Annotated in this window: 22 protein-coding genes; 7 read left to right on the top strand and 15 right to left on the bottom strand. The window is 61.9% G+C overall.

What is annotated here, in order from left to right:
• Window positions 1–243: 243 nt before the first annotated feature.
• The 3 genes from VCJ09_RS01830 to VCJ09_RS01820 are packed head-to-tail and all read right to left on the bottom strand — an operon-like array spanning window position 244 to window position 2,063.
• Window positions 244–906, bottom strand: coding sequence for a transmembrane anchor protein (locus VCJ09_RS01830; protein WP_324732920.1), 663 nt, complete (start codon window positions 904–906; stop codon window positions 244–246).
• Between the two features lie 12 nt (window positions 907–918).
• Complete coding sequence (locus tag VCJ09_RS01825) at window positions 919–1,656, bottom strand: HupE/UreJ family protein (RefSeq protein ID WP_324732919.1); 738 nt, start codon at window positions 1,654–1,656, stop codon at window positions 919–921.
• Window positions 1,657–1,703: 47 nt separating this feature from the next.
• On the bottom strand, window positions 1,704–2,063 hold the full coding sequence (locus VCJ09_RS01820; RefSeq protein WP_324732918.1) for a hypothetical protein: 360 nt from the start codon (window positions 2,061–2,063) through the stop codon (window positions 1,704–1,706).
• A gap of 118 nt (window positions 2,064–2,181) precedes the next feature.
• Here VCJ09_RS01820 and mreA point away from each other — a divergent pair, with 118 nt between their 5' ends.
• Window positions 2,182–2,469 carry a metal-sensing transcriptional repressor MreA gene (gene mreA / locus VCJ09_RS01815; RefSeq protein WP_079204401.1) on the top strand — a complete coding sequence of 96 codons (288 nt, stop codon included), beginning with the start codon at window positions 2,182–2,184 and terminating at the stop codon, window positions 2,467–2,469.
• A gap of 50 nt (window positions 2,470–2,519) precedes the next feature.
• Entirely contained in the window at window positions 2,520–2,870 is a 351-nt protein-coding gene (locus VCJ09_RS01810) for a DUF3147 family protein (RefSeq protein WP_324732917.1), read from the top strand.
• A 182-nt stretch (window positions 2,871–3,052) separates the two neighbouring features.
• Here VCJ09_RS01810 and VCJ09_RS01805 read toward each other — a convergent pair whose 3' ends face one another.
• Together VCJ09_RS01805 and VCJ09_RS01800 are read right to left on the bottom strand one after the other, a co-directional pair.
• Entirely contained in the window at window positions 3,053–3,472 is a 420-nt protein-coding gene (locus tag VCJ09_RS01805) for a DUF302 domain-containing protein (protein WP_324732916.1), read from the bottom strand.
• A 459-nt stretch (window positions 3,473–3,931) separates the two neighbouring features.
• The gene (locus VCJ09_RS01800) at window positions 3,932–4,852 is read right to left on the bottom strand and encodes a LysR family transcriptional regulator (RefSeq protein WP_324732915.1); all 921 of its coding nucleotides are present in this window, start codon (window positions 4,850–4,852) and stop codon (window positions 3,932–3,934) included.
• A 132-nt stretch (window positions 4,853–4,984) separates the two neighbouring features.
• Between VCJ09_RS01800 and VCJ09_RS01795 the strand changes: the two genes are divergently transcribed.
• Together VCJ09_RS01795 and VCJ09_RS01790 are read left to right on the top strand one after the other, a co-directional pair.
• Window positions 4,985–5,719 (top strand): SDR family NAD(P)-dependent oxidoreductase, encoded by a 735-nt coding sequence (locus VCJ09_RS01795; RefSeq protein WP_324732914.1) that lies wholly within the window; start codon window positions 4,985–4,987, stop codon window positions 5,717–5,719.
• A 55-nt stretch (window positions 5,720–5,774) separates the two neighbouring features.
• Window positions 5,775–5,981 carry a tautomerase family protein gene (locus tag VCJ09_RS01790; RefSeq protein WP_324732913.1) on the top strand — a complete coding sequence of 69 codons (207 nt, stop codon included), beginning with the start codon at window positions 5,775–5,777 and terminating at the stop codon, window positions 5,979–5,981.
• A gap of 314 nt (window positions 5,982–6,295) precedes the next feature.
• Here VCJ09_RS01790 and VCJ09_RS01785 read toward each other — a convergent pair whose 3' ends face one another.
• A complete protein-coding gene (locus tag VCJ09_RS01785; RefSeq protein WP_324732912.1) occupies window positions 6,296–6,721 on the bottom strand; it encodes an HPF/RaiA family ribosome-associated protein in 426 nt (141 codons plus the stop codon).
• 326 nt (window positions 6,722–7,047) lie between these two features.
• Here VCJ09_RS01785 and VCJ09_RS01780 point away from each other — a divergent pair, with 326 nt between their 5' ends.
• Complete coding sequence (locus VCJ09_RS01780; protein WP_324732911.1) at window positions 7,048–7,530, top strand: hypothetical protein; 483 nt, start codon at window positions 7,048–7,050, stop codon at window positions 7,528–7,530.
• A 145-nt stretch (window positions 7,531–7,675) separates the two neighbouring features.
• Here the strand turns inward: VCJ09_RS01780 and VCJ09_RS01775 are convergent, their stop codons facing one another.
• From VCJ09_RS01775 to VCJ09_RS01750, 6 genes are all read right to left on the bottom strand, one after another.
• On the bottom strand, window positions 7,676–8,020 hold the full coding sequence (locus tag VCJ09_RS01775) for a cupin domain-containing protein (protein ID WP_324732910.1): 345 nt from the start codon (window positions 8,018–8,020) through the stop codon (window positions 7,676–7,678).
• Between the two features lie 1,826 nt (window positions 8,021–9,846).
• On the bottom strand, window positions 9,847–10,629 hold the full coding sequence (locus VCJ09_RS01770; RefSeq protein WP_324732909.1) for an ABC transporter substrate-binding protein: 783 nt from the start codon (window positions 10,627–10,629) through the stop codon (window positions 9,847–9,849).
• A 161-nt stretch (window positions 10,630–10,790) separates the two neighbouring features.
• Window positions 10,791–11,144: a RidA family protein gene (locus tag VCJ09_RS01765; protein WP_324732908.1), complete on the bottom strand. Its 354-nt coding sequence runs from the start codon at window positions 11,142–11,144 to the stop codon at window positions 10,791–10,793.
• Complete coding sequence (locus VCJ09_RS01760) at window positions 11,141–12,547, bottom strand: FAD/NAD(P)-dependent oxidoreductase (protein ID WP_324732907.1); 1,407 nt, start codon at window positions 12,545–12,547, stop codon at window positions 11,141–11,143. The genes VCJ09_RS01765 and VCJ09_RS01760 overlap by 4 nt, the downstream gene beginning before the upstream one ends.
• On the bottom strand, window positions 12,537–12,878 hold the full coding sequence (locus VCJ09_RS01755; RefSeq protein WP_324732906.1) for a (2Fe-2S)-binding protein: 342 nt from the start codon (window positions 12,876–12,878) through the stop codon (window positions 12,537–12,539). The genes VCJ09_RS01760 and VCJ09_RS01755 overlap by 11 nt, the downstream gene beginning before the upstream one ends.
• On the bottom strand, window positions 12,868–13,992 hold the full coding sequence (locus VCJ09_RS01750; RefSeq protein ID WP_324732905.1) for an NAD(P)/FAD-dependent oxidoreductase: 1,125 nt from the start codon (window positions 13,990–13,992) through the stop codon (window positions 12,868–12,870). The genes VCJ09_RS01755 and VCJ09_RS01750 overlap by 11 nt, the downstream gene beginning before the upstream one ends.
• Window positions 13,993–14,149: 157 nt before the next feature.
• Here VCJ09_RS01750 and VCJ09_RS01745 point away from each other — a divergent pair, with 157 nt between their 5' ends.
• On the top strand, window positions 14,150–15,058 hold the full coding sequence (locus VCJ09_RS01745; RefSeq protein WP_079204388.1) for a LysR substrate-binding domain-containing protein: 909 nt from the start codon (window positions 14,150–14,152) through the stop codon (window positions 15,056–15,058).
• 80 nt (window positions 15,059–15,138) lie between these two features.
• On the opposite strand, the gene VCJ09_RS01740 is transcribed toward VCJ09_RS01745, so the two are convergent.
• The 3 genes from VCJ09_RS01740 to hslO form a co-directional block, all read right to left on the bottom strand.
• Entirely contained in the window at window positions 15,139–17,067 is a 1,929-nt protein-coding gene (locus VCJ09_RS01740; RefSeq protein WP_324732904.1) for a RecQ family ATP-dependent DNA helicase, read from the bottom strand.
• Window positions 17,068–17,262: 195 nt separating this feature from the next.
• Window positions 17,263–18,804 carry a phosphoenolpyruvate carboxykinase gene (locus VCJ09_RS01735; protein ID WP_324732903.1) on the bottom strand — a complete coding sequence of 514 codons (1,542 nt, stop codon included), beginning with the start codon at window positions 18,802–18,804 and terminating at the stop codon, window positions 17,263–17,265.
• Window positions 18,805–18,963: 159 nt separating this feature from the next.
• Complete coding sequence (hslO, locus tag VCJ09_RS01730; protein ID WP_324732902.1) at window positions 18,964–19,851, bottom strand: Hsp33 family molecular chaperone HslO; 888 nt, start codon at window positions 19,849–19,851, stop codon at window positions 18,964–18,966.
• 222 nt (window positions 19,852–20,073) lie between these two features.
• Here hslO and VCJ09_RS01725 point away from each other — a divergent pair, with 222 nt between their 5' ends.
• Window positions 20,074–20,868 (top strand): phosphatase PAP2 family protein, encoded by a 795-nt coding sequence (locus VCJ09_RS01725; protein ID WP_324732901.1) that lies wholly within the window; start codon window positions 20,074–20,076, stop codon window positions 20,866–20,868.
• Window positions 20,869–20,902 lie beyond the last annotated feature (34 nt).

The following is a 20,902-nucleotide window of genomic DNA, read 5'->3' as shown; positions in this document are numbered from 1 at the left end:
TCTTCAGGCGGATTATTGCTGCACGTAACCAAGCCCTTTAAGCCTTAATCGTGAGAGTGCCCATGGCCATCCGTGTCAGCCGCGGCGCCATGTTCACCGCCACCGCACGCGGCAAGCAGACCTAGCAGGCAAACCAACAGCAGAGCGCGCCCCAGAGATATCGTGTTTGTCATCGTCTAATCCTTCACTAAAAACAAAGTATGCCGGAGCCCCTTCCACCGAATGGCGGAAGGGCTGAAAGCCTTAAATCACTCGTTTAACGCTCAGGTATTCGCCTTTGGTCTTTAGCGTGATCGTCACGTCGCTGTTGCTGCGGTTGCGCCAGAACCAGCCGTGAGTGCCATCGAAGATGGCGGTGAACTCACCTTTATCGCCTTTCACCTGCTGGGCTTTGCTATAGCTGTGGTAATAGCCGTTTGGCCCGTTATAAGGCTCGCCGTGGGTGTCGTGATTGACCGGAGCGCCATTGGTTGCCCACTCGTAGCTGACCGTGGCTTGATTCAGCATCTCCAGTTTTATCTCGCTGCTCTCGCCCGGTTTCAGCGTGAGTGTCACTTCATCGGACTTCAGGGCTGGCTTGGTTTCAGCTGCCGGCTCAGCAGCAGGCGTGGATGCGATCTGTTCTTGGGGTACCGGCTGAACCGTCGCGGGAGCTTGAACGACAGGGGCCGCCGCTGGCTGAACAGCCGCATCAGCCGCTGCCTCCTCGGCCAGGGTGGTCTTAATTTCACCCATCTGTGTCAGACCGAGTAGGCGACCTGCGCCCGTTAGGTCGATGGCGTATTCAGAAGGCATGACCACAGTGACCAGCAATGCAGCAGCAACACCCACCGCAATCACGGTGGAGCGCAGCAGTTGGCGACTGGTAGGCAGTTCATTGTGGGTCGGGAGCTTGGTATTGAACATGGTGATAATTCCTTACTGAGACACGATGAGGCCGGTGAGCTGGTAACCCATCAACAGGAAACCGGCGCTCATCATGGCGACGTTGGCGGTGTAGGCATGACGCCAGAAGCTGGCGGTGCGCCGCCAGTAGCCCATGACAATCAAAATGGCGCTCAAGGCCAGGAGCTGGCCGATCTCGACGCCGACGTTGAAAGCGATCAGGTTAGGGATCAGGCCATCTGCCGAGATCTCGTATTCCTGGATTTTGCTGGCCAGACCAAAACCGTGGAGAAGACCAAAGAGCAGAGTTGCAGCCTTGGTGTTTGGTTGGTAGCCGAACCAGCGCTGGAATGCCCCAAGGTTATCGAGCGCCTTGTACACCACCGAGAAACCGATGATCGCGTCGATCACATAGGAGCTGATGCTGATTTCCGTCAGTACGCCCAGGAGCAAGGTCACCGAGTGGCCCACCGCGAACAGCGTGACGTAGAGGCCCACGTCTTTCAGTCGATAGAGAAAGAAGATCACCCCGAACAAAAACAGCAGGTGGTCGTACCCGGTCATCATGTGTTTCGCGCCCATGTAGATGAACGGCAGCAACATCACCCCGGAGCTTTCCTGGATAAAGCCTTTGTCGCCTTCTGCCACGGCGTGCGCCAATGCTTCAGGCATGCCGAAAAAGAGCAGTGCTGTGAACAGCAGCAATAGTAATAGCGAGCGGTTTGGGCGCACGGCAGATGCGCCCATTGCGCTCATAGATAGCGAATGCATGGTTGAGTCCTAGGTTGCAGTGGTCTTGGGCCGCATAGCGGCCTGCGTCAGAGCACGTACGTTGAACGTGGTGGCCGTTCGATCAGAAAGATCGGGCTAGCGGGAACGAAATAACGTGGGGCTGCTATTGCCAGCGCACGTTCTGGCTGGGCTGCGAGGCTCAGCAGCGCGGTCAGGTGCGGTGTTTCATGCAGGTGGTCTACTGTCAGGGACGAATGGTAATGATCCGCGCACACCGCACAAGCTATTGCGCCATCACCATGCGCATGTGTGTGAGCGCCGTCACCACTACTCACAGCCGTCTGGCTAGAGCCCACCAGCACCGCAGAAGCATGCCCGGCCCAGGCCATGAATATGGCAAGAGCAAGGGCAAAAATCACCTTGGCATTGATGGGCTTACCGAGCATTGCGACCCTCTTTAATTGCCTATAACGCTTCGATTTATGGCGGGCCAATGCGTTTGACCATATCCCCCCCAGGGGGATAGCATGCGAGCGTAATTCATCGAGACATGAGACTCAAGACATGAGCGACCACGAACACGGCCACCAGCACCAAAGTCATAGCGATATCATCAAAAGATTGAAGCGGGCGGAGGGGCATCTGCGCAGCATCACCACCATGATCGAAGACGGACGCGCCTGCGTCGATATCGCGCAACAACTGCATGCGGTGGAAAAAGCTGTCTGCCAGGCCAAGCGCACCCTTATCCAAGATCACATCGATCACTGCCTGGAACACACAGTCGAGGCACTCGCTACTGGCGAGCGCGCATCACTCGAAGATTTCAAGCAAATCACCAAGTACCTCTGAGGGCGACTCAAAGTAAAAGGCATCAACAATAGCGTTCTAGGAGATGCAAAATGGCGTGGGTTATCAGCAAATACTTCCTGACAGCAATCATGGTCGTCGTGGTGTCGGAGGTCGCGAAGCGTAGTGACAAGTTTGGTGGCCTGATTGCCGCGTTGCCCTTGATCACCATACTGACGCTGATCTGGCTAAACGTTGAAAACCAATCACCAGAAAAGATCGCAAATCATGCGTGGTATACCTTCTGGTATGTGTTGCCCACCCTGCCGATGCTACTTGCGTTCCCCGTGCTTTTATCCCGGTTCGGTTTCTGGCCAGCTCTGCTCACCTACATCGTTGTCACCGCCGGCTGTTTCGGCTTATTTGCTCTGTGCGTTCGCCGTTTTGGTATCGAGTTGCTCTGATCAGTCCGAGTGAATTCTTAACGACTTTGCCCGCGCTACGCTACGACTGCGCTCTGCTTAATCGAGTTGCGTGGGGCCTACCCCGTACGCACGCGAGGACATGCAAGGCTCCTGGTCTATCTGAAACTGACACAGACCCCTTCCGCAGCGGGTTCACGCCTGGCCGAAGGGGCTCATTCAATTCATTCATGACTCGTCAGTTCCGCTCGCACACGTTCCAGCCCTGCGCGCACTTCTTGCGCGACTTCGGCGACCTCGGGGTTGCTGGTCATCTGCAGTACGGCCACCGGATCCATGAATGCGACCACCAGGCGACCGTCCGCCTCCTCGCGCACCACCACGTTGCAGGGCAACAGCAATCCGATGTCGGGCTCGGCGGTCAAAGCGCGGTGGGCGAGCGGCGGGTTGCAGGCGCCTAGGATCCGATACGGGCGGACTTCGAGCCCGAGCTTGGCCTTCATGGTGGCCTGGATGTCGATTTCGGTGAGAACACCGAAGCCTTCGACCTTGAGTGCCTCGGTAACGCGAGTGACGGCTTGGTCGAATCCCAAGCCGGTGAGCTCGCAGTGAAATTCGTAGGCGGGTGAGGAGGATGAGCTCATGACGTACTCCGACAAGTTGAAGTGCGGCACTGAACCGGACCATCCGGCCCGGTTCAGTGCCGCATTACACCTGTATGGGCAAAAGAGTTTGGCCCCGAAGTGCGTCACCCAATGCTTAGACCACCCTTCTATGAATGATTTGCTGTCAAGCATACCGATCGCTACGTGTTCGCTCAAAAGCCCGACGACGTTCGCTTGATCCGGCCGAGGCTAGTTTGTCCAACGGCCTATAAAAATGAACTGTCAGCCTGGCAGGACTGGCATCTTGATCAGTGTCATGCCGAAATAGTGCTTCAGCACTGACTGGAATCGGGCTCTGTCCTCAAAGTCTGAAGATGCCCAAACCGGTCTTCATGAATGATAGCGTTGGGGCGACAGCGGCCTGCCGCAAACGATCGAAACCACCCAGCCATGACCAATCCGACTACCCCCCCAGCACACCTGGCGGCTAAGTCACCCTCAAGCCCCCCAGCCCTTCTGCTTGTCCATCAGGAAGTCGATGAACGCCCGCAAGCGCTGCGGAACGTGCCGGCCGTGCGGATAGAGCAAGGTGAACGGCCGCGAGCGGCCAGCATAAGGTTGCAGCACTTCCACCAGTGAGCCCTCGGCCAGTTCACGCTCGATTATGAACCGGTAGGTCTGGAACAGGCCCGCACCATGCTTGGCCAGGGTCACGCCGCCGAGTACGTCGTCGGAGCAGACGTAGGCGCTCCGCGCGAGGATCTCGCAGGGGCGGCCGGCGTCATTGAATAACCACGCAATGCGCCGGCCACTGCTGGGCAACTCGAACTGAATGCATTCGTGCTGTGCCAGATCGTCCAGGTTCTGCGGTACGCCGACCCGCGACAGGTAGTCGGGGGTCGCCACCACTACCAGCGCGGCGTCCTCCAGCTGCCGGGCGATCAGGCCGGAATCGGGCTGCGCGCGCACGCGGATGGCCATGTCATAGCCTTCGTCGACAAAATCGATATTGCGGTTGCTCAGGTTGATGTCCACCTGGACCTGCGGATAGTGGCGGCGGAACTCTGGCAACAGCGGCAATATCCGGTAGTGCCCATAGGTGGTGGGGATGCTGATGCGCAGGGTGCCGGATGGCGCCTGCTGCTGCCCCATCAATTCGCGCTCAGCTTCGAGCATCTGGTTCAACGCGCCCCGACATTGCCGGTGATAGATGAGGCCACCATCAGTCAGGCGGATGCTGCGGGTGGTGCGGACGAACAGACGCACCCCAAGCCGCGCTTCCAGGCGCGAGATCGAGCGACTCACCGCCGCCGGGGTGACACCGGCGGCCAGGGCGGCTCCGGTGAAGCTGCCGATTTCCGCGGCCAGACAGAACAGCTCAATGCTGCCCAGCAGCACATCGTCGAATTGCCGTCGCATTGATTACACCATGTATCAAGTGAAGTGCTGAGCGCGGTATTTATCATCATTCTCTGCACAAATATAGTCCTGCCCAACAGCGCGAAACACCGCTGAGTCTCTTAACCCGACCTTGAAGGCAGGACTACCGCCATGAACAACAACAGAACAGTGGTCATTACCGGTGCCTCCAGTGGCATCGGCCTCGGCCTGGCCAAGGCCTATCTCGCCCGCGGTTTCAATGTGGTTGGCAACGCGCGCTCCGAAGCGCGATTGGCAGACGCCGCCGAAGCACTTGGCAGCGATGGGCGCTTCCTTGGTATGGCCGGTGACATCGCCCACCCGGACACCGCGCCGCGTCTGATCGAACATGCCATCGAGCGATTTGGCCAGGTCGATGTGCTGGTGAACAACGCCGGGTTCTTCCTGCCCAAGCCCTTCATCGACTACACCGCCACGGACCTGGACAACCTGCTGGCAACCAACCTCATGGGTGTGGTGTACGCGTCCCAGGCCGCCGCGCGGCACATGATCAAACGGCGTCAGGGCCACATCATCAACATCACCGCCAGCATCGCGCTGCAGCCGAACCTCGCCGTACCGGCCGCGTTGCCGGTGCTGATCAAGGGCGGCCTGAATCAGGCGACTCGCGCCCTGGCGCTGGAACTGTCGCCGTACAACATCAAGGTGAATGCGGTGGCGCCTGGGATCATTGATACGCCCATGCATGACCCGGCAGCGCGCGAGTTCCTCAACGGCCTGCAACCGGCAGGACGGATAGGACGCATCGATGAGATCGTTGATGCCGTGCTGTATCTCTCAGACGCCGATTTCACCACCGGCGTGATCCTGCCGGTGGATGGCGGCATGAGCGTCGGCAAGTGGTAAACCCCGCGGGCGGCCTGTGCGCCTCCCGCATCTTAGAACCCCAAGGAGAACGAGCATGCCTTTCGTCAATGTGCGCATTACCCGCGACGGTGTCACCCGCGAGCAGAAGGCTCAGGTAATTCGCGAGATCACCGATACCCTGCAGCGGGTATTGAACAAACGGCCCGACCTGACCCATATCGTAATCGAGGAAGTCGACACGGATAACTGGGGCTACGCCGGCATAACCACCACCGAGTACCGTGAGCGAACGCCCGACTAAACGGTTACTCCTGGCGTTGGCGCGTGCACGGCGAGGTGCCGTGACCACGCGATTGGTGCGCCACCGACCCGAGGAGGGGGAGTCCATTGCACTGGGTTACTAAGCCGCAGATATGCTTGCGCACCATCCTGCGGACGGGCAATCGGATCGCGGGGGGCTTATTGCGCACATGACCAGCAGCGCAGGCGTGTCTGCCAGGAGTGGTTACGGGCTGTTTGCGGGACCCTAGACGGGTTGTTCAACCTTAAAGGGGTTGCCATGCATGCATGGCAACCCCTCATGGCATCACTCAAGAATCAACCAATCTGAGCGCTTTAACCCCGGCCGAGGGCTTCTTCGTTGGCCAGGAATTCTTCCTGCAGCAGGGCGTCGGTGACTTGCTCAGGATCTTCGCTCAGGCGCGGGTCGTCGATATGCCCGGTGGATACGGCCCTGACCTCAAGCTTGCCAACCAGGTGGTCGAGGGCATGGCGCATTTTTTCGGTGGCACCATCCACGGCCTGATCCAGCGATGAGGCTTTGTGGGTGACTGAAATGGATTGATGGCCTTTGGGCCGTGCTTCGATCTGGCAGCGCTTGTCGTCGGCACCGGCCTTGTTGCCATTCTCGTCGCTGAGATGAACTTCAACCCGAGTGAGAAAATCTTCGAAACGGTCCAGCCGCTCCGTCACTGTTGCGCTTACCCACTCCTGAAGCCGGACACTTCCTTCAATATGGTTACTTCTCACATGAATTTGCATGGTATTCCTCGCTTCTGACGGGTCTGTACCTTCGAGGGCCGGCTAGCGCCGAGGTTCCTGGCTTTGTCGCTTCGCGCTGACAAAGACTACAAATCGGGACGCTGCAGCTGCGTACGCGGGGCCCTGTATTGCGTTGAGCCTGCATCGGGACGCTGAGTACGCTCCCTCACATAGCCACGTGACAGTTATGACAATGGCGGGCGTGGAAGGCAACCCTTATCGCCTTCGAAATGGGGTAAATGATGCCGAGCAATAGCGCCGCGCCGCCACGCCTGCGGCAAAATGGGCTTTGCTTGCTCTAGCGACCATTACTCAAGGACGCGGATATGACACTCGAAACCTGGGAACTGCTGTCCTACATCGTCACGGTGGTGGCCTTGCCCTTCGCGATTGGCGTGTTCCTCGTCGAACAGCGCAAGGAACGCGCGAATGAACAGGAAGCCACCTGGCAGCAGATCTCCGATGCTTATATCGACTTCCTCGAGGTGGTGCTGGCCAACCCGGACCTGAAGCTGCGCAGCCAGCTTGCGACCCCGGATTTGACCGACGAGCAGCGCGAACGCATGTTGCTGATCTTCGACATGCTCATTTCCCTGTTCGAGCGTGCCTATCTGCTGATCTACGAGCCCAATCTGGACGAGAAGAAACAGCGCCGCTGGCATTCCTGGGAGGACTACATGCGCGAGTGGAGCCGACGCGAGGACTTCCGCGAACGGCTGCCACAGCTACTGCGCGGGGAAGACCCGGATTTCGCCGTCTACTTGCAGCGGTTGGCGGATGAGGAAGCGAGCGCGTCCGGAGCTCCGTAGGATGTGATTGAGCGCAGCGATGCTCATCGCCAGCAAAGGCAAACAAACAGCACACAGACAAGCTGCTTAGGCTGGTAAGCCGTCATTGGGTATCGCTGCTCTCAACGCCAACCTACCTATGCGACTGGCTTCGCGGCAGTGACTGTCAGGCGAAGACGAAGTACTTGCGCACCGTCTCGACCACTTCCCAGGTGCCTTGCATGCCCGGTTCGACGATGAAGATATCGCCAGCCTTGAGGTGAATCGGCGTCTGACCGTCCGGGGTGATGATGCAGTAGCCTTCCTGGAAGTGGCAGTACTCCCATTTCTCGTAGGCGACCCGCCATTTACCGGGGGTGCAGATCCAGGTGCCCATGATCTTGCTGCCGTCTTCCGAGGTGTAGGCGTTGAGGTTGACGGTGTGCGGGTCGCCGGCAAGCTTTTCCCATTTGCAGGCGTCGAGCATCGGCATAGGGGTGGTATCGCGGAGAACGGTGATCGGGTTAGGCATGTCTGCTCCAAGTTTTTCGGCTGAAATAACACCTGCCTAACCTAGAACGTCTGGCGCCCGCACGGATGTCTGTAGTCGACCCCAAAATGCCTGGAAACGCGCCGCTTGCGGCGTGGTGGATCGGCCGTTACTCATCGCGCCATCTCGGACTGCGCGGAGCTTAACGTGGCACTCGGCCCTGCTGGTACATAAAGCCAAGCCATGAGCGGGCACAAGCTGGATTCTCGACAGGGCAAACCGGCCCGCCTAGGGAATACGGTGCTGTTGGTGGGGTATATGCGCGTTAATTCCTGAAGTCTCAGGTTTTATCGCCACTCGGACTAAACCCCGCGGAGCAATTCGGGCTACCTTGTGACTCAGGACAGTAACAAAGGAGGGCTTAAGCGAATGACGACACGCCGTATCATTTGTCCCCCAATCAGCCCCCGCGTGATTCTGCACGCTGGCCACATTGCCAAAGTACAGAGTGCACGTGTAACCATGGAGTCGATAAGCCCGACCCTGGGTGCAGGTCACCACATATAGAGACATAACACCGCGCTTAGCGCGTACAGCCGCAGCTCGCGCATGGGCAAATCGCATTAGGCGAAACAGTAGAACGGCATAACCCGACCAAAGGTCAGGATTGATAGCCATAGCGCTAACGACGATCCGTTCAACTGCATAGCATGGCGATCCAACGCAGCACCCTGGCACTCGTCCAGGCGGTTAGCGACATAGATCCAGCGCCCTACACGGGGCGTGAAGCAGCGAAATCCGAGACGGCTGCCGGCCCTCACCAGCGCCGCCTCGGTTCTGATCTACCCCATCCCTTGACGCATTTTTATCCCGATCCAGCATCGGGATGAAATGTGTCGTTCGCGGTCACGACTTTGGCTCTGTACCCAAGCCCCTTCAGGTGAGTCCAGAATCATTAGGCCACTTCAGTACGACACACAATCCAGCGGACTGATGCTTCGCTCCGAACGGATCGCCGCCCGGACCGCCCTACGGTCTGGAGCAATCCGCGAGCTGGGCAATCCGCGGGCCGTAGGGTCTCACTCGCCGCAGGCAGTGCACCCCTGGTTCACCGGCGCGGCACAAAAGCTGGCGGGTTGTCGCTACCCTCCGAAACCGCCCTGCGCGCTACTCCGAACGGAACGCAGCGCGTCTTGCCGCGAACTCTTGGAGGCGGCCCCACGAGTGCCGCAAGGCGGCCAAGGTGCATTTCGGCGAACAGTGTCGTACCTGGCAAGCACGCTGACAGAGCGACCGTAATGACTTGAGCAAGCCGCTGGAGCAGCGCTATTGCAGCGCGACGAATGGCGTTAGCTCGATGGATTGAGGTTGCGGTTTGAGGGCTAGCGGTCGAGCGTGGATTGGCGAACCCATCCACTCACTGTCGGGGTGTCAGCGCTTGCCAGCAGGCAGTCCGCGAGCACCTTACAAGCCAGCCGGAGTAAAGTCCGCGGGCCAAGGCTGCTGACTGGCGACGGCCTCCAAGCACAGCGTTGAGTCACCCTCGACCCAGCAGACGAAGTGGCCGCCAGACGGCAGCAAATGGTGCCTGAAGGGCAAGCTTAGCTCCTGCAGCGGCTGGATCTGCTCGAGGCCGTGGGGGTATTTAATGATTGAATAGAAGCCGACCGCCGTTTTCGAGCGCTCCAGCACCTCGAAACTATGGCGCGCGCCAGCCAAGCAGTGGGGCTCAGCGCCAGCCTGGCCAAACAACCGCTCCAGCGCAAAAAGCTCAACCCTATCAAGTTCCATAGCTACCACCCGCGTTAAGGTTCACGGTGTTGCGAAGACCAGGCTCGCCGCCGCAGGGCGGCGACGAGCGGACTCAATCAGTCGCCGTAGATGTCGAAATCGAAGTACTTCTTGCGGATCTGGTCGTAGGTGCCGTTGGCGCGGATAGCGGCCAGGGCCTTGTTCAGCTCGGCGGCCAGCGGGTCATTTTTGCGCACCGCGATGCCGGCGCCCGTGCCGAAATATTGCTGTTCGGTGAAGCTTGGGCCAACGAACTGAAAGGGGCTGCCTTCCGGCGTCTTCAGCAGACCTTCTTCGATGGCGATGGAGCCGGCCAGGCTGGCATCCAGGCGGCCGGCCAGCAGGTCGAGGAACACCTCGTTCTGGGTGCCATAGCGGATCACCTCGGCACCGGCGGGCACGAAGTATTCGCTGGCATAGCGGTCGAAGTTGGTGGCGCGCTGCACGCCGATGCGCTTGCCCTTGAGGTCCGCCGGGATGCTGTCGATACCAGTGTCTTTGCGGGCGACCAGCTTCGCCGGGACGCGGTAGTAGCTGTGGCTGAAGTCCACCGACTTCAGGCGTTCCTCGGTGATCGATACCGACGACAGAGCGGCGTCGATCTTGCGCACCTTGAGCGAGGGAATCAGGCCGTCGAACTCGACCTCTTTCCATTCGCAAGTGACCTTCATCTCGGCGCACAGCGCCTGGCCGATGTCGTAGTCGAAACCCTGGATCTGATTGTCCGGGGTCTTGTAGGCGAATGGCGGGTAGGCCGCTTCGATACCCAGGCGCAGGGGCTTGTCGGCGGCCTGGGCGGTGCAGGCAAATGCGACCAGCGCCGCCAGGCCTAGGGTCTTGAGAGTGTTGTAGCTATTCATAGGTGGCTCCAATTACGTTGTTGTTGTAATCCGGATGCTCCAGGAAATGAAGTCACCCGTTATCGGCAGCAGCACGTCGAATGACTGCTGTGCATGGCGCTTGGTTGGCCACTCTGGCCATACCTCCGGGCGGGCCCGGCGGGTTGGGGTGAATGCTGTGCTCAGACCGCCGCGGTGACGATCAGCTCGAGGCGGATGTCGGCATCGTCGAAGGTCACCTGGGCGGTGGCGCGGGCCGGCGTCTCGCCGGGGGCGAACCAGGCGCTCCACTGCTCGTTCATCGCCGAGAAGTCGCCGAGCATGTCCTTCATCCAGATCTGCGCGCTGAGCAGGTGACTTTTGTCGCTGCCGACCTCCGTGAGTAATTCCTCCAGGCGTTGCAGCACCTGGCGGGTTTGCCCGCGAATATCCTGACTGCAATCGGCGGCGACTATGCCGCTGAGCCAGGCCACGCCGTTGTGCACCACCACGCGGCTGAGGCGGGGATTGCTGTCGATGCGTTGGATGCGGTTCATACGAACTCCTGAGGGGCGCTGGCCGTGGGCTCGCTGGCCAATTGCGCGAGGGTGATGGGTTTCAAGGGCGAACGGATGCGGTAGTAGCCGACCTGCTCGGGGGGGACGCCACGACGCTCGGCGATCACTTCGGTCACGCTCAGGCCACACAGGCGTCCCTGGCAGGGGCCCATGCCGCAGCGCCCGAAGGCCTTGGTCTGGTTGGGGCCGAGGCAACCGAGGTCGACATGCTGGCGTACGGCGCCGGCGCTGACTTCCTCGCAGCGGCAGACAATGACCGCATCCGCCGGTACGCGGTGTTCCAGAGGCGGACGGTACAGGGCGTCGATCAAGGGCCGCGCGGCTTGCTGCCGGGCCAGGGCACGTCGGTAGGGTTTGGCGAGCGCCTCGATGGCAGGCGCAGGGAGGCGTTGCAACTGCCCGGCGATGGCCAGGGCGGCGATCCGACCCTGCTGCTGCGCCGCCAGCGCGCCGCCAATGGCGCCGCCGTCACCGGCGATGAAAATGCCCGCCAGGCTGGTTTCGCCCCAGGCGTCGCGCTCGGCGCTCCAGCACAGTTGCTCGTTGTTCCAATGGTGCTGCAGGCGCAGCGACCAGCTGATCTGGGTGTTCGGCACCACCCCTTGGTGCAACAGGATCAAGCTCGCCGGAATGTGTCGCTCGCTGCCGCCACTGCTGAAACGCAAGGCCGCGGCCTGCTCTTCGCCCTCAATCGCCAGATGACGCGCGCCGCGGTAATGCGCCACGCCGGCACGGCGCAGGCTGGCCAGCAACGACAGGCCCTTGAGCAGGTCGCGCCAGCCGCGCAAGGCGCCCGGCAGCTGGCGCCAGGCGCGCAGGGCAGCGGCGTGGCTGCTGGTATCGACCAGCGCCGCCAGCGCAACGCCAGCGCGCAGGTACTGCACGGCCAACAGGTACAGCAGTGGGCCGCAGCCGGCCAGCACCACCGGGCCGTTGGGTAACAGCGCGGCATTTTTCAGCAGGATCTGCCCGGCACCGGCGGTCATCACTCCGGGCAGGGTCCAACCGGGAATCGGCATGGGCCGTTCATAGGCGCCGGTGGCGATCAGCAAGCGCCGTGCCTGCAGCACACTGGCGCGGCCGTCGAGCAGGTAGTGCACCTGCTTCTGCGCGGTGACTTGCCACACCGCGGCGCCAGCGATGTAGTGCGCGCCGCAGGCCATGAAGGCAGCGCTCAGGCTCGCGCCGGCCTGGTAATCCGCACCGAGTATCGCCAGGCGTTGCGGGTCGCTGCCGTCGATGTTGCGGTAGATCTGTCCGCCAGGTGAGCGCTGCTCGTCAAGCAGCGTCACGCTCAGGCCATGGCGACGCGCTTCGAGCGCCGCACTCATGCCGGCTGGGCCGGCGCCGATGATCAGCAGGTCGACGGATTCAAGCGTCATCGTGGTGCTCCTCCAGCGCAGGCGCCGGGCTCAGGCTGCGGGCCCCGCGCTGGCTGCGCACGCGCATGCCGGGTGAGACTGGCAATAGGCAGGCCTGGCAGTTGGGCATGCCGTCCACCTCGACCAGGCATTCGAAGCACACGCCCATCATGCAGTAGGGCGCGCGCGGGCTGCCGCTCACCGGGGTGCTGCGGGTATGACGCACGCCGCTGGCGAGCAAGGCGGCCGCCAACGAAACGCCGGCCGGCACCTGTAAGGCTTGGCCATCGAACTCGATACTGAGCAACCCAGCGTCGGTGGGCAGTTGGCGGAACAGGCTGTCAGCTGGCATGACGCACCTCGGCAGGGCCGGCGAAACGTTGCAGGCCGAAGGAGCTGATCTCCGCCAGTGTCTGTTCACCGGCGATCCAGGGCGCCAGGCGCAGGGCGTGCGCGGCGGCCAGGGTCACGCCACTATGGCAGGACAGCACGCTGGCGCCCGGTGCGCCGGACAGGGCCTGATAGATAGGCGCGCCATCCGGGCTCAACACCCGCAACGCGCCCCAGGCGCGCACCAGACGGACATTTGCCAACCGCGGGAAACACCGCACCGCCCGCCCGGCAATATCGGCCATGACCGCACTGCTGGTGCCGTCGTCGAAGCCCACCGACTCCGCCGAATCGCCCAGCTGCACAGTGCCTTCGTCGGTCTGGCGGACGGTACTGGTGGGGTAATGCAGGAACGGCTCGAGGCGTTCGGTCACCAGGATCTGCCCGCGGCTGGGCTGCACCGGTACCGGCTGACCCAGCAAAGCGCCGAGCTCGCGGTTGCCCAGTCCGGCCGCCAGCACCAGGCGCTCGCAGTGCCAACGCTGGTCGCCGCTGGCAACCTCGAAGCCCTCGCCGCGTTGCGCGATGCCACTGACTCGGCGGCCATTGAGTAGCTGCACGCCACGCTGGTGACAGCCAGCATGCAAAGCGCGCAGCAATTTAAGCGGATTGACGTGGCCATCCAGTGGCGAATAGCAGGCGCCCACCACCTGCGGACCGACACCGGGCAGGCGCTTGCGCAGGGCGGCGGGGTCGAGCAGTTCGAAGGGATAGTCGCCATCCAGTGCATCTTTGAGCCAGCACAGACGACGGCTTTCTTCGGCCATTTCCGCATCGGACAGGCACAGCTGAAAGCCGCCGGGCTGGCGCAGTTGCACCTCGATGCCGGTGTCGTCCAGCAGCATGCGCGCCAGTTGCGGCCACAGCGCTACCGATTGCAGGGTCCACTGCGCATAAGCCGGCATGCCGTAGCCTTTGCCTTGTACCCAGAGCAGGCCGAAGTTGCCGCGCGCCGCGCGCAAGGCCGTGTCGCCCTCGTCCAGCACGCTGACCTGGCGCCCCAGGCGAGCCAGGCCGTAGGCGATGGCCATGCCGAGCAAACCGCCGCCAACGACCATGATCTCAGTTTTCTGCATAGGGTGCGCCTCAGTCAGGATTACTCCCGCGCTTGTGCCGGGATTCAGTCAGACTGCCTTGTCGGTGAAGATGGGATTGATCCTATGGCGCTTATGCGGCGATGAAAAATGCTTTATTTTGGCAAGACTATGTCTTTTTGTTATGGGGTTGCGGCGGATGAATCTGCGTCAATTGGAAGCCTTTCGTGCGGTCATTCTCGGGCAGACCGTCACCCGTGCCGCCGAGATGCTGCACATCTCCCAGCCGGCGGCGACCCGACTGATCGGCGCGCTGGAGGAGGACATCGGCTTCGCCCTGTTCGAGCGGACCAAAGGCCGTCTGCAGCCCACCCCCGAAGCGCTGGTGCTGTACGAAGAAGTGCAGCGCTCGCTGCTGGGGGTGGAGCGCATCGCCCGGACCGCCCGGGAAATCGGCAACCTCACCCGCGGCTCGCTGCATATCGCCTGCGCGCCGGCGTTGGGACTGTCCTTTCTGCCGCGGGCGATCAGCGCTTTTCTCAAAGCGCACGAGCAGGCGCAGATCACCCTGGTGGTGCAGTCGTCACGCGAAGTGGTGGACCTGGTGGTGGGGCAGCGCTGCGACCTGGGTTTTATCGTGCAACCCAATACCTACCCCAGCCCGCGCAGCGAGAAGCTGCTGAAATCGCGCCTGCTGTGCGCCTTGCCGGTCGGTCACCGGCTACAGGACAAGGCGCTGATAGTGCCCGAGGACCTGGAGGGTGAAGCCTTCATCTCCTACCCGCAGGCGATCGCCTCGCGCCAGCATATCGACGCGATTTTCGCCGCCCATGACGTGCAGCGTGAACTGCGCCTGGAGACCCAGTTGTCGATCCCCATGTGCATGTTTGTCGAACAGGGCGCCGGGGTCGCCTTGGTGGATGCCATCAGCGCGCTCGAATACCGGGGAAGCGGCGTGCTGTTTCGGGCCTTCGAGCCGGTGATCGAGATGGATTTCAGCATGCTGATTCCCACCCAGGCCCGGCTGTCTAAATTTCATCAAGGTTTTTTGGAGCATATGCGCCACTTCGTGGCGCTTGAGATACCCGACAGCTACAAAATCCCTTAAGCGGCCTGCCGATCCGGCCAGGCCTCGGCAACTGCTCGTTCGAGAACCGAGCCGTTATGCGCTCTCAAGCCGTCACCTGATTAGCCTGCCTGCTCGGCCCAGGCACGCACCTCGGCGTAGGGGTAGCTGTCCAGCGCCGCAAAGCCTGGAATGTTGCGCGCCTTGAGTTTGCTCAACAGCGGCACGCTGATACCGCAGAGGAAGCGGGTCAGGCATTCGGCGCTCGGTGTGTGGCCTTTCAACTCGGTGTGGCGCTGGATAAAGCTGCCGCACAGGCGTTGCAGGTCATGTTCGGCCAATGCGGGCAGCGGCGGCGGCTCCGGCAGGTGGGCGACCTGGCCATGACACACCGAGCAGTGACCGCAACGCTCGGGCGCCAGGCGGTCACCGAAGTAGGCGGCCAGGCGCTGGCTCAGGCAGTGCTCGGTGGCGAACAGTTCGAGCATGGCGTGGATGCGGGTGATTTCACTGCGTTCCTGCTGTTTGAAGTAGCCATGCAACTCGGCGCTCAGTGCTTCAGGGTCGAAGCCGGCATCGAGCAGCGCGTAAACCTCGGTCATCTGTTTGCTTTCCAGCTCGATCCAGCCCTTTTCCTGGAAGTAGTCCAGCGCCTTGACCACCCGCCCGCGGTCGGCCTGGTGCTGCTGGTAGAGCGTGTCGAAATCCAGGGTGCACCAGGTGCGGGCGCGCTGTGAGCTAGTGAGGATGGCCTCGACGAACTGGCGGCGTTCGCCGTCGAACTTGGCCAGCAGGGCCTCGGGCTCGAGCAGGAGTTTGAAGCGGTATTCGGCGAAGTAGGCGTAGCGCGGGGCGATGATGCCGCGCAGCTCCAATTGCACCAGCAGGGTTTTCAGCGGTAGTTGGCGGATGTTGCTCTGCTCGGACAGAGCATTGAGCAGCAGTTCCCACTGACCGTCCTGGCTACTGGCCAGCAGTTCGTCGAGCACGCAACGGATGCCGCCCTGCTCGGGCGTGTCGCCATAGACGAAGTTTTCCAGCACGTTGAGGCTGTCGCGGTTGGCCAGCACCAGGCAGTCAGACGGCTGGCCGTCGCGCCCGGCACGGCCGATCTCCTGGCTGTAGTTCTCGATCGACTTGGGCAGGTCGAAATGCACCACGTTGCGGATGTCGCTCTTGTCGATGCCCATGCCGAAGGCGATGGTGGCGACGATGCAATTGATCTGCCCGCCCATGAACCGGCGCTGGATCGCCTGGCGTGCTTCATGGGCCATACCGGCGTGATAGGCGCTGGCGGCAATACCGCGCTGACTCAGGCGCTCGGCCACCTGCTCGGCAGTCTTCTGTTGGGTGACGTAGACGATGCTTGGCTGCTCGGCCTTGGCGCCCAGCCACTCGACCAGCCGGCGCTGCTTGTCGGCGCCACTGACCGGCTCGACCAGCAGGTTGAGGTTGGGCCGGTAGAAGCCGGTGGTGATCACATCCGCCGACGCGATGGCGAACTTGGCCTGCATGTCGGCGATCACCGGAGGCGTGGCGGTGGCAGTGAGCAGCAGCACTTGAGGAATGCCGAACTGGCGCTGGTAGTCGGGCAACTTGAGGTAGTCGGGGCGGAAGTTGTGGCCCCACTCGGAGATGCAGTGGGCTTCGTCGATCACCAGCAGGGAGATCGGCACCTGACTGATGAAGTTGCGGAAACGTTCGTTCTTCAGGCGCTCGACCGAGATCATCAGGATCTTCAGTTCGCCGGACTTGGCCCGGGCCATCACCGCGCTGGCGTCTTCGCGGCTCTGCGCCGAGTCGATGCTGGCGGCGCTGATGCCGTGGCGGGCGAGAAAGGCCAGCTGATCCTGCATCAGCGCCAGCAATGGCGAGACCACCAGGGTCAGGTGCGGCAGGTGCAGCGCCGACAACTGGTAGCACAGCGACTTGCCCGACCCGGTGGGAAAGATCGCCGCCGCCGAGCGCCCGGCCAGCACGGCGCCGATCGCCGCTTCCTGGCCGGGACGCAGTTGCTTGAAACCGAAAACACGTTCAAGAGTTGTGTACATGAGCTGTCACTCCGTTGACCGCTGGATGGCCTGTGACCATATCGCGGTGAAGGTGCCTTGGGTAGGGTGCGCCGTGCGCACCACAATGCCTGGGGGCAGAAGAATCGGCGGCGGTTTGCTCGCGACCACGCAGCACCTAATCGCCATAACGAAAAAGCCGCCCGAAGGCGGCTCTGTCGCAGGGCGCGCTGCAGCTTAGAGTTGCGGGCCGGCCTGCTTGATGGCGTCGCTGACATCGAACTTCTTGAAATTTTCGACGAACAGCTTGGCCAGACCTTTGGCTGCTTCGTCGTAGGCGTTCTGGTCTGCCCAGGTGTTGCGCGGGTTGAGCAGGTTGGTTTCGACGCCCGGTACCGACGTCGGCACGCTGAGGTTGATGATCGGCAGTTGCTCGGTCTCGGTGCCGATCAGCGCGCCGCTCTGGATCGCGGCAATCACGCCACGGGTAGTCGGAATATTGAAGCGCTTGCCGACGCCGTAGCCGCCGCCGGTCCAGCCGGTGTTGACCAGGTAGACCTTGGAGTTGAAGCCGCGGATGCGCTTGATCAGCAATTCGGCGTATTCGCCAGCCGGGCGCGGGAAGAACGGCGCGCCGAAGCAGGTGGAGAAGGTCGACTTGATGCCGCTGCCGCTGCCCATCTCGGTGGAACCGACCAGCGCGGTGTAGCCTGACAGGAAGTGGTAGGCCGCCTGTTCTTCGTTGAGGATCGACACTGGCGGCAGTACGCCGGTCAGGTCGCAGGTCAGGAAGATCACCGCGTTCGGCTCGCCGCCGAGGTTCTTCTCGCTGCGCTTCTCGACGAACTCCAGCGGGTAGGCGGCGCGGCTGTTCTGGGTCAGGCTGTCATCGCGGTAATCCGGCACGCGCTCGTCGTCGAGGACGACGTTTTCCAGCACGGTGCCAAACTGGATGGCTTTCCAGATTACCGGTTCGTTCTTCTCGGACAGGTCGATGCACTTGGCATAGCAGCCGCCTTCGATGTTGAATACCACGCCCTCGCCCCAGCCGTGTTCGTCATCGCCGATCAGGTAGCGCGACTCGTCGGCCGACAAGGTGGTCTTGCCGGTACCGGACAGGCCGAAGAACAGGGTCACATCGCCCTCTTCGCCGATGTTGGCGGCGCAGTGCATCGGCAGCACGTCTTTTTCCGGGAGCAGGAAGTTCTGCACCGAGAACATGGCTTTCTTCATCTCACCGGCGTAACGCATGCCGGCCAGCAGAACCTTTTTGGCGGCGAAGTTGATGATCACGCAACCGTCGGAGTTGGTGCCGTCACGCTCGGGCACGCACTCGAAGTTGGCCACGTTGAGCACCGTCCACTCGTCTTTGCCCGCTTGGTTGTAGGTCTCTGGATTGATGAACAGCTGACGGCCGAACAGGTTCTGCCAGGCCGTGGCGGTGGTCATCTTGACCGCCAGGTAGTGTTCCTCGGCGGAGCCTACATGCACGTAGGAAACGAAGCGGTCCTGATTTTGGCTGAATGCCTCGACGCGATCCCACAGGGCATCGAACTTGTCGGCCGGGAACGGGCGGTTGATCGCGCCCCAGGCGATTTTCGCCTCGGTGCTCGGCTCTTGCACGATAAAGCGATCAGCCGGCGAACGACCAGTGCGGTGGCCGGTACGGACGACCAGGGCGCCACTGGTAGCCAGTTCGCCCTCACCGCGGCGAATGGCTTCTTCGACCAGTTGTGCAGCGCTGATGTCGGTGTACACGGCGTTGTTAGCTTGCGTCATGAGGGTCCCCGTCGGCCAAAGGGCCGAGTTTCCAAACGGTTTGTAGTAAAAGCAAAGACACTACTACAGCGAGAAAAAAGTGCCGGGATTATGCCAGAAAGCCCATCCCTTGGCAGCACTCGACCCGCCAAGCGGATCGATAGGCGCAAACTATCGGCTTCAATGCAGCGTGTCCGCAGGCCCTGCGCTGCCGCCGCCGATGAATAGCTGGACGATGTCGGCCGCGTCAAACGCGTAGCGCTGGTTGCAGAACTGGCAATCGATCACCACCTGGCCGGCATGCTCACTCAGCAGCAGCTCGGCATCGGCCTGACCTAAACTGACCAGCGCATTGGCCGAACGTTCACGCGAGCAGCTGCAACGAAACTGTAGCGGACGCGGCTCGAACAGGCGTAGCGACTCTTCATGATAGAGACGGTGCAGCAGGGTTTCATTGTCCAGACCGAGCAGCTCTTCGTGGGTCAGGGTGCCGGCCAGGGTCGCCGCATGCTGCCAGCTGGCCTCGCGCTCTTGCGGATCTTGCAGTCGATCGGCGGGCAACTGCTGGAGCAGCAGGCCGCGCGCGCGCTGACCGTCGGCACACAGCCAGAAGCGGGTGGCCAGTTGCTCGGACGTGGTGAAATAGTTGGTCAGGCAATCGCTCAGCGTGGCGCCGTCCAGGTCAACGATGCCTTGATAGCGCTGCCCCTGGGCGGGGTCGATGGTCATCGCCAGCACTCCATCGGGCATCAGCTCGGCCAGGCCGGCATCGGCACTGATCTGTTCGGCCTGGTAGCGGGCGATCCCGCGCAGTTCGCCGGCGCTGGAGCATTCGACCATCAACAACGGCAGCGCACCCGAGGAGCGCGCCTGCAAAATCAGCAGGCCGTCGAACTTCAGGGTGCCAACCAGCAAGGATGCAGCGGCCATCAGTTCGCCAAGCAATTGCGCGACCGGCTGCGGGTATTCATGTTTGGCCAGCACGTGCTGGTAGCTCTCGCCCAGGACGACCAACTCGCCGCGAATGTCGGTGTCGTCGAACAGAAAGCGTTGGGTGAAATCGGGCATAGCGGGCTCGCCTGCAAGGGGAACTGCGAAAAGCAGGCGATTTTATGCACAAATGCCGCGCTAACCAAGGACCGCACGCCGAATGACCGCCACGGGCTTGCCGATTGACGATCAATCTTCGGGGGGATTTGCGGCTCAGATCACATGCAAACCCCAACCAGCTCCCCTACAATGCGCGCCGCCTGGGAAGGCGCACCATTATTTCCACCAAGGAGCGGTAGCATGCCCTGCACTTTCGTCAACAGCCAATGGCGCCTGCGCCCCCTGCTGATCTGCCACATTAGCGCCATGCTGCTGCTCGCCAGCTGGCTGTGGCAGCCAACCCGCCAACTGTGGGATCGACTCGACCTGCTACTGTTCGCCCTGCTCAACGAGCCGGTGCACGCGGTCGGTCTGTGGGCGCACATCTGGGCCATCGGCAGCATGCGTCCGACGGATATGGGCGTCGGCTTGCTGATGCTGGCAGTGATGCTCAAGGCCGACCTGGTATTCAGCGCTGCCCAGGTGCGCCGAGCGCTGTTCGCCTTTTTCGCCGTCCTGCTGGTAATGCTGCTGATACGCGTCGGTTTCGCCGATCTGGTCAAACTGATGGACTGGCAACGGCCTAGCGCCTCACTGGTGGTAGAAGGCAGCGCGCGCCTGACCGAACTGTTCCCCGCCTGGGCCGAGCGCTGGGACATGAAAGACAGCGCCAGCCGCAGCTTCCCCGGCGACCACGCCTCGGTGCTGCTGCTCTGGGCGCTGTTCATGAGTTTCTTCGCCCGCGGCTGGAAGCTGCTACTGGTCTGGAGCATGGCCGTGCTGTTCATGCTGCCACGCCTCGTCGCTGGCGCCCATTGGGCTTCGGACGCGCTGGTTGGCGGGGTGTTCCTCAGCCTGCTGGCGCTGGCATGGGGCTGTTATACCCCCTTCGCCTGCACGGCCAGCGCCTGGCTGGAGCGCACCAGCGCACCACTGACCCGCCAACTGGCGCGCCTGCCACTGCTGGGGCGGATCAGCGTGATTTCGGGGCGCTGAGAAGCGCCCCGCAGCGAAAGCAGGCCTGCCCTGA

The organism is Pseudomonas paeninsulae (assembly GCF_035621475.1).
GTDB lineage: Bacteria > Pseudomonadota > Gammaproteobacteria > Pseudomonadales > Pseudomonadaceae > Aquipseudomonas > Aquipseudomonas paeninsulae.
The sequence above is the reverse complement of the archived record's forward strand: the minus strand, read 5'-3'. Positions and strand labels throughout refer to the sequence as shown.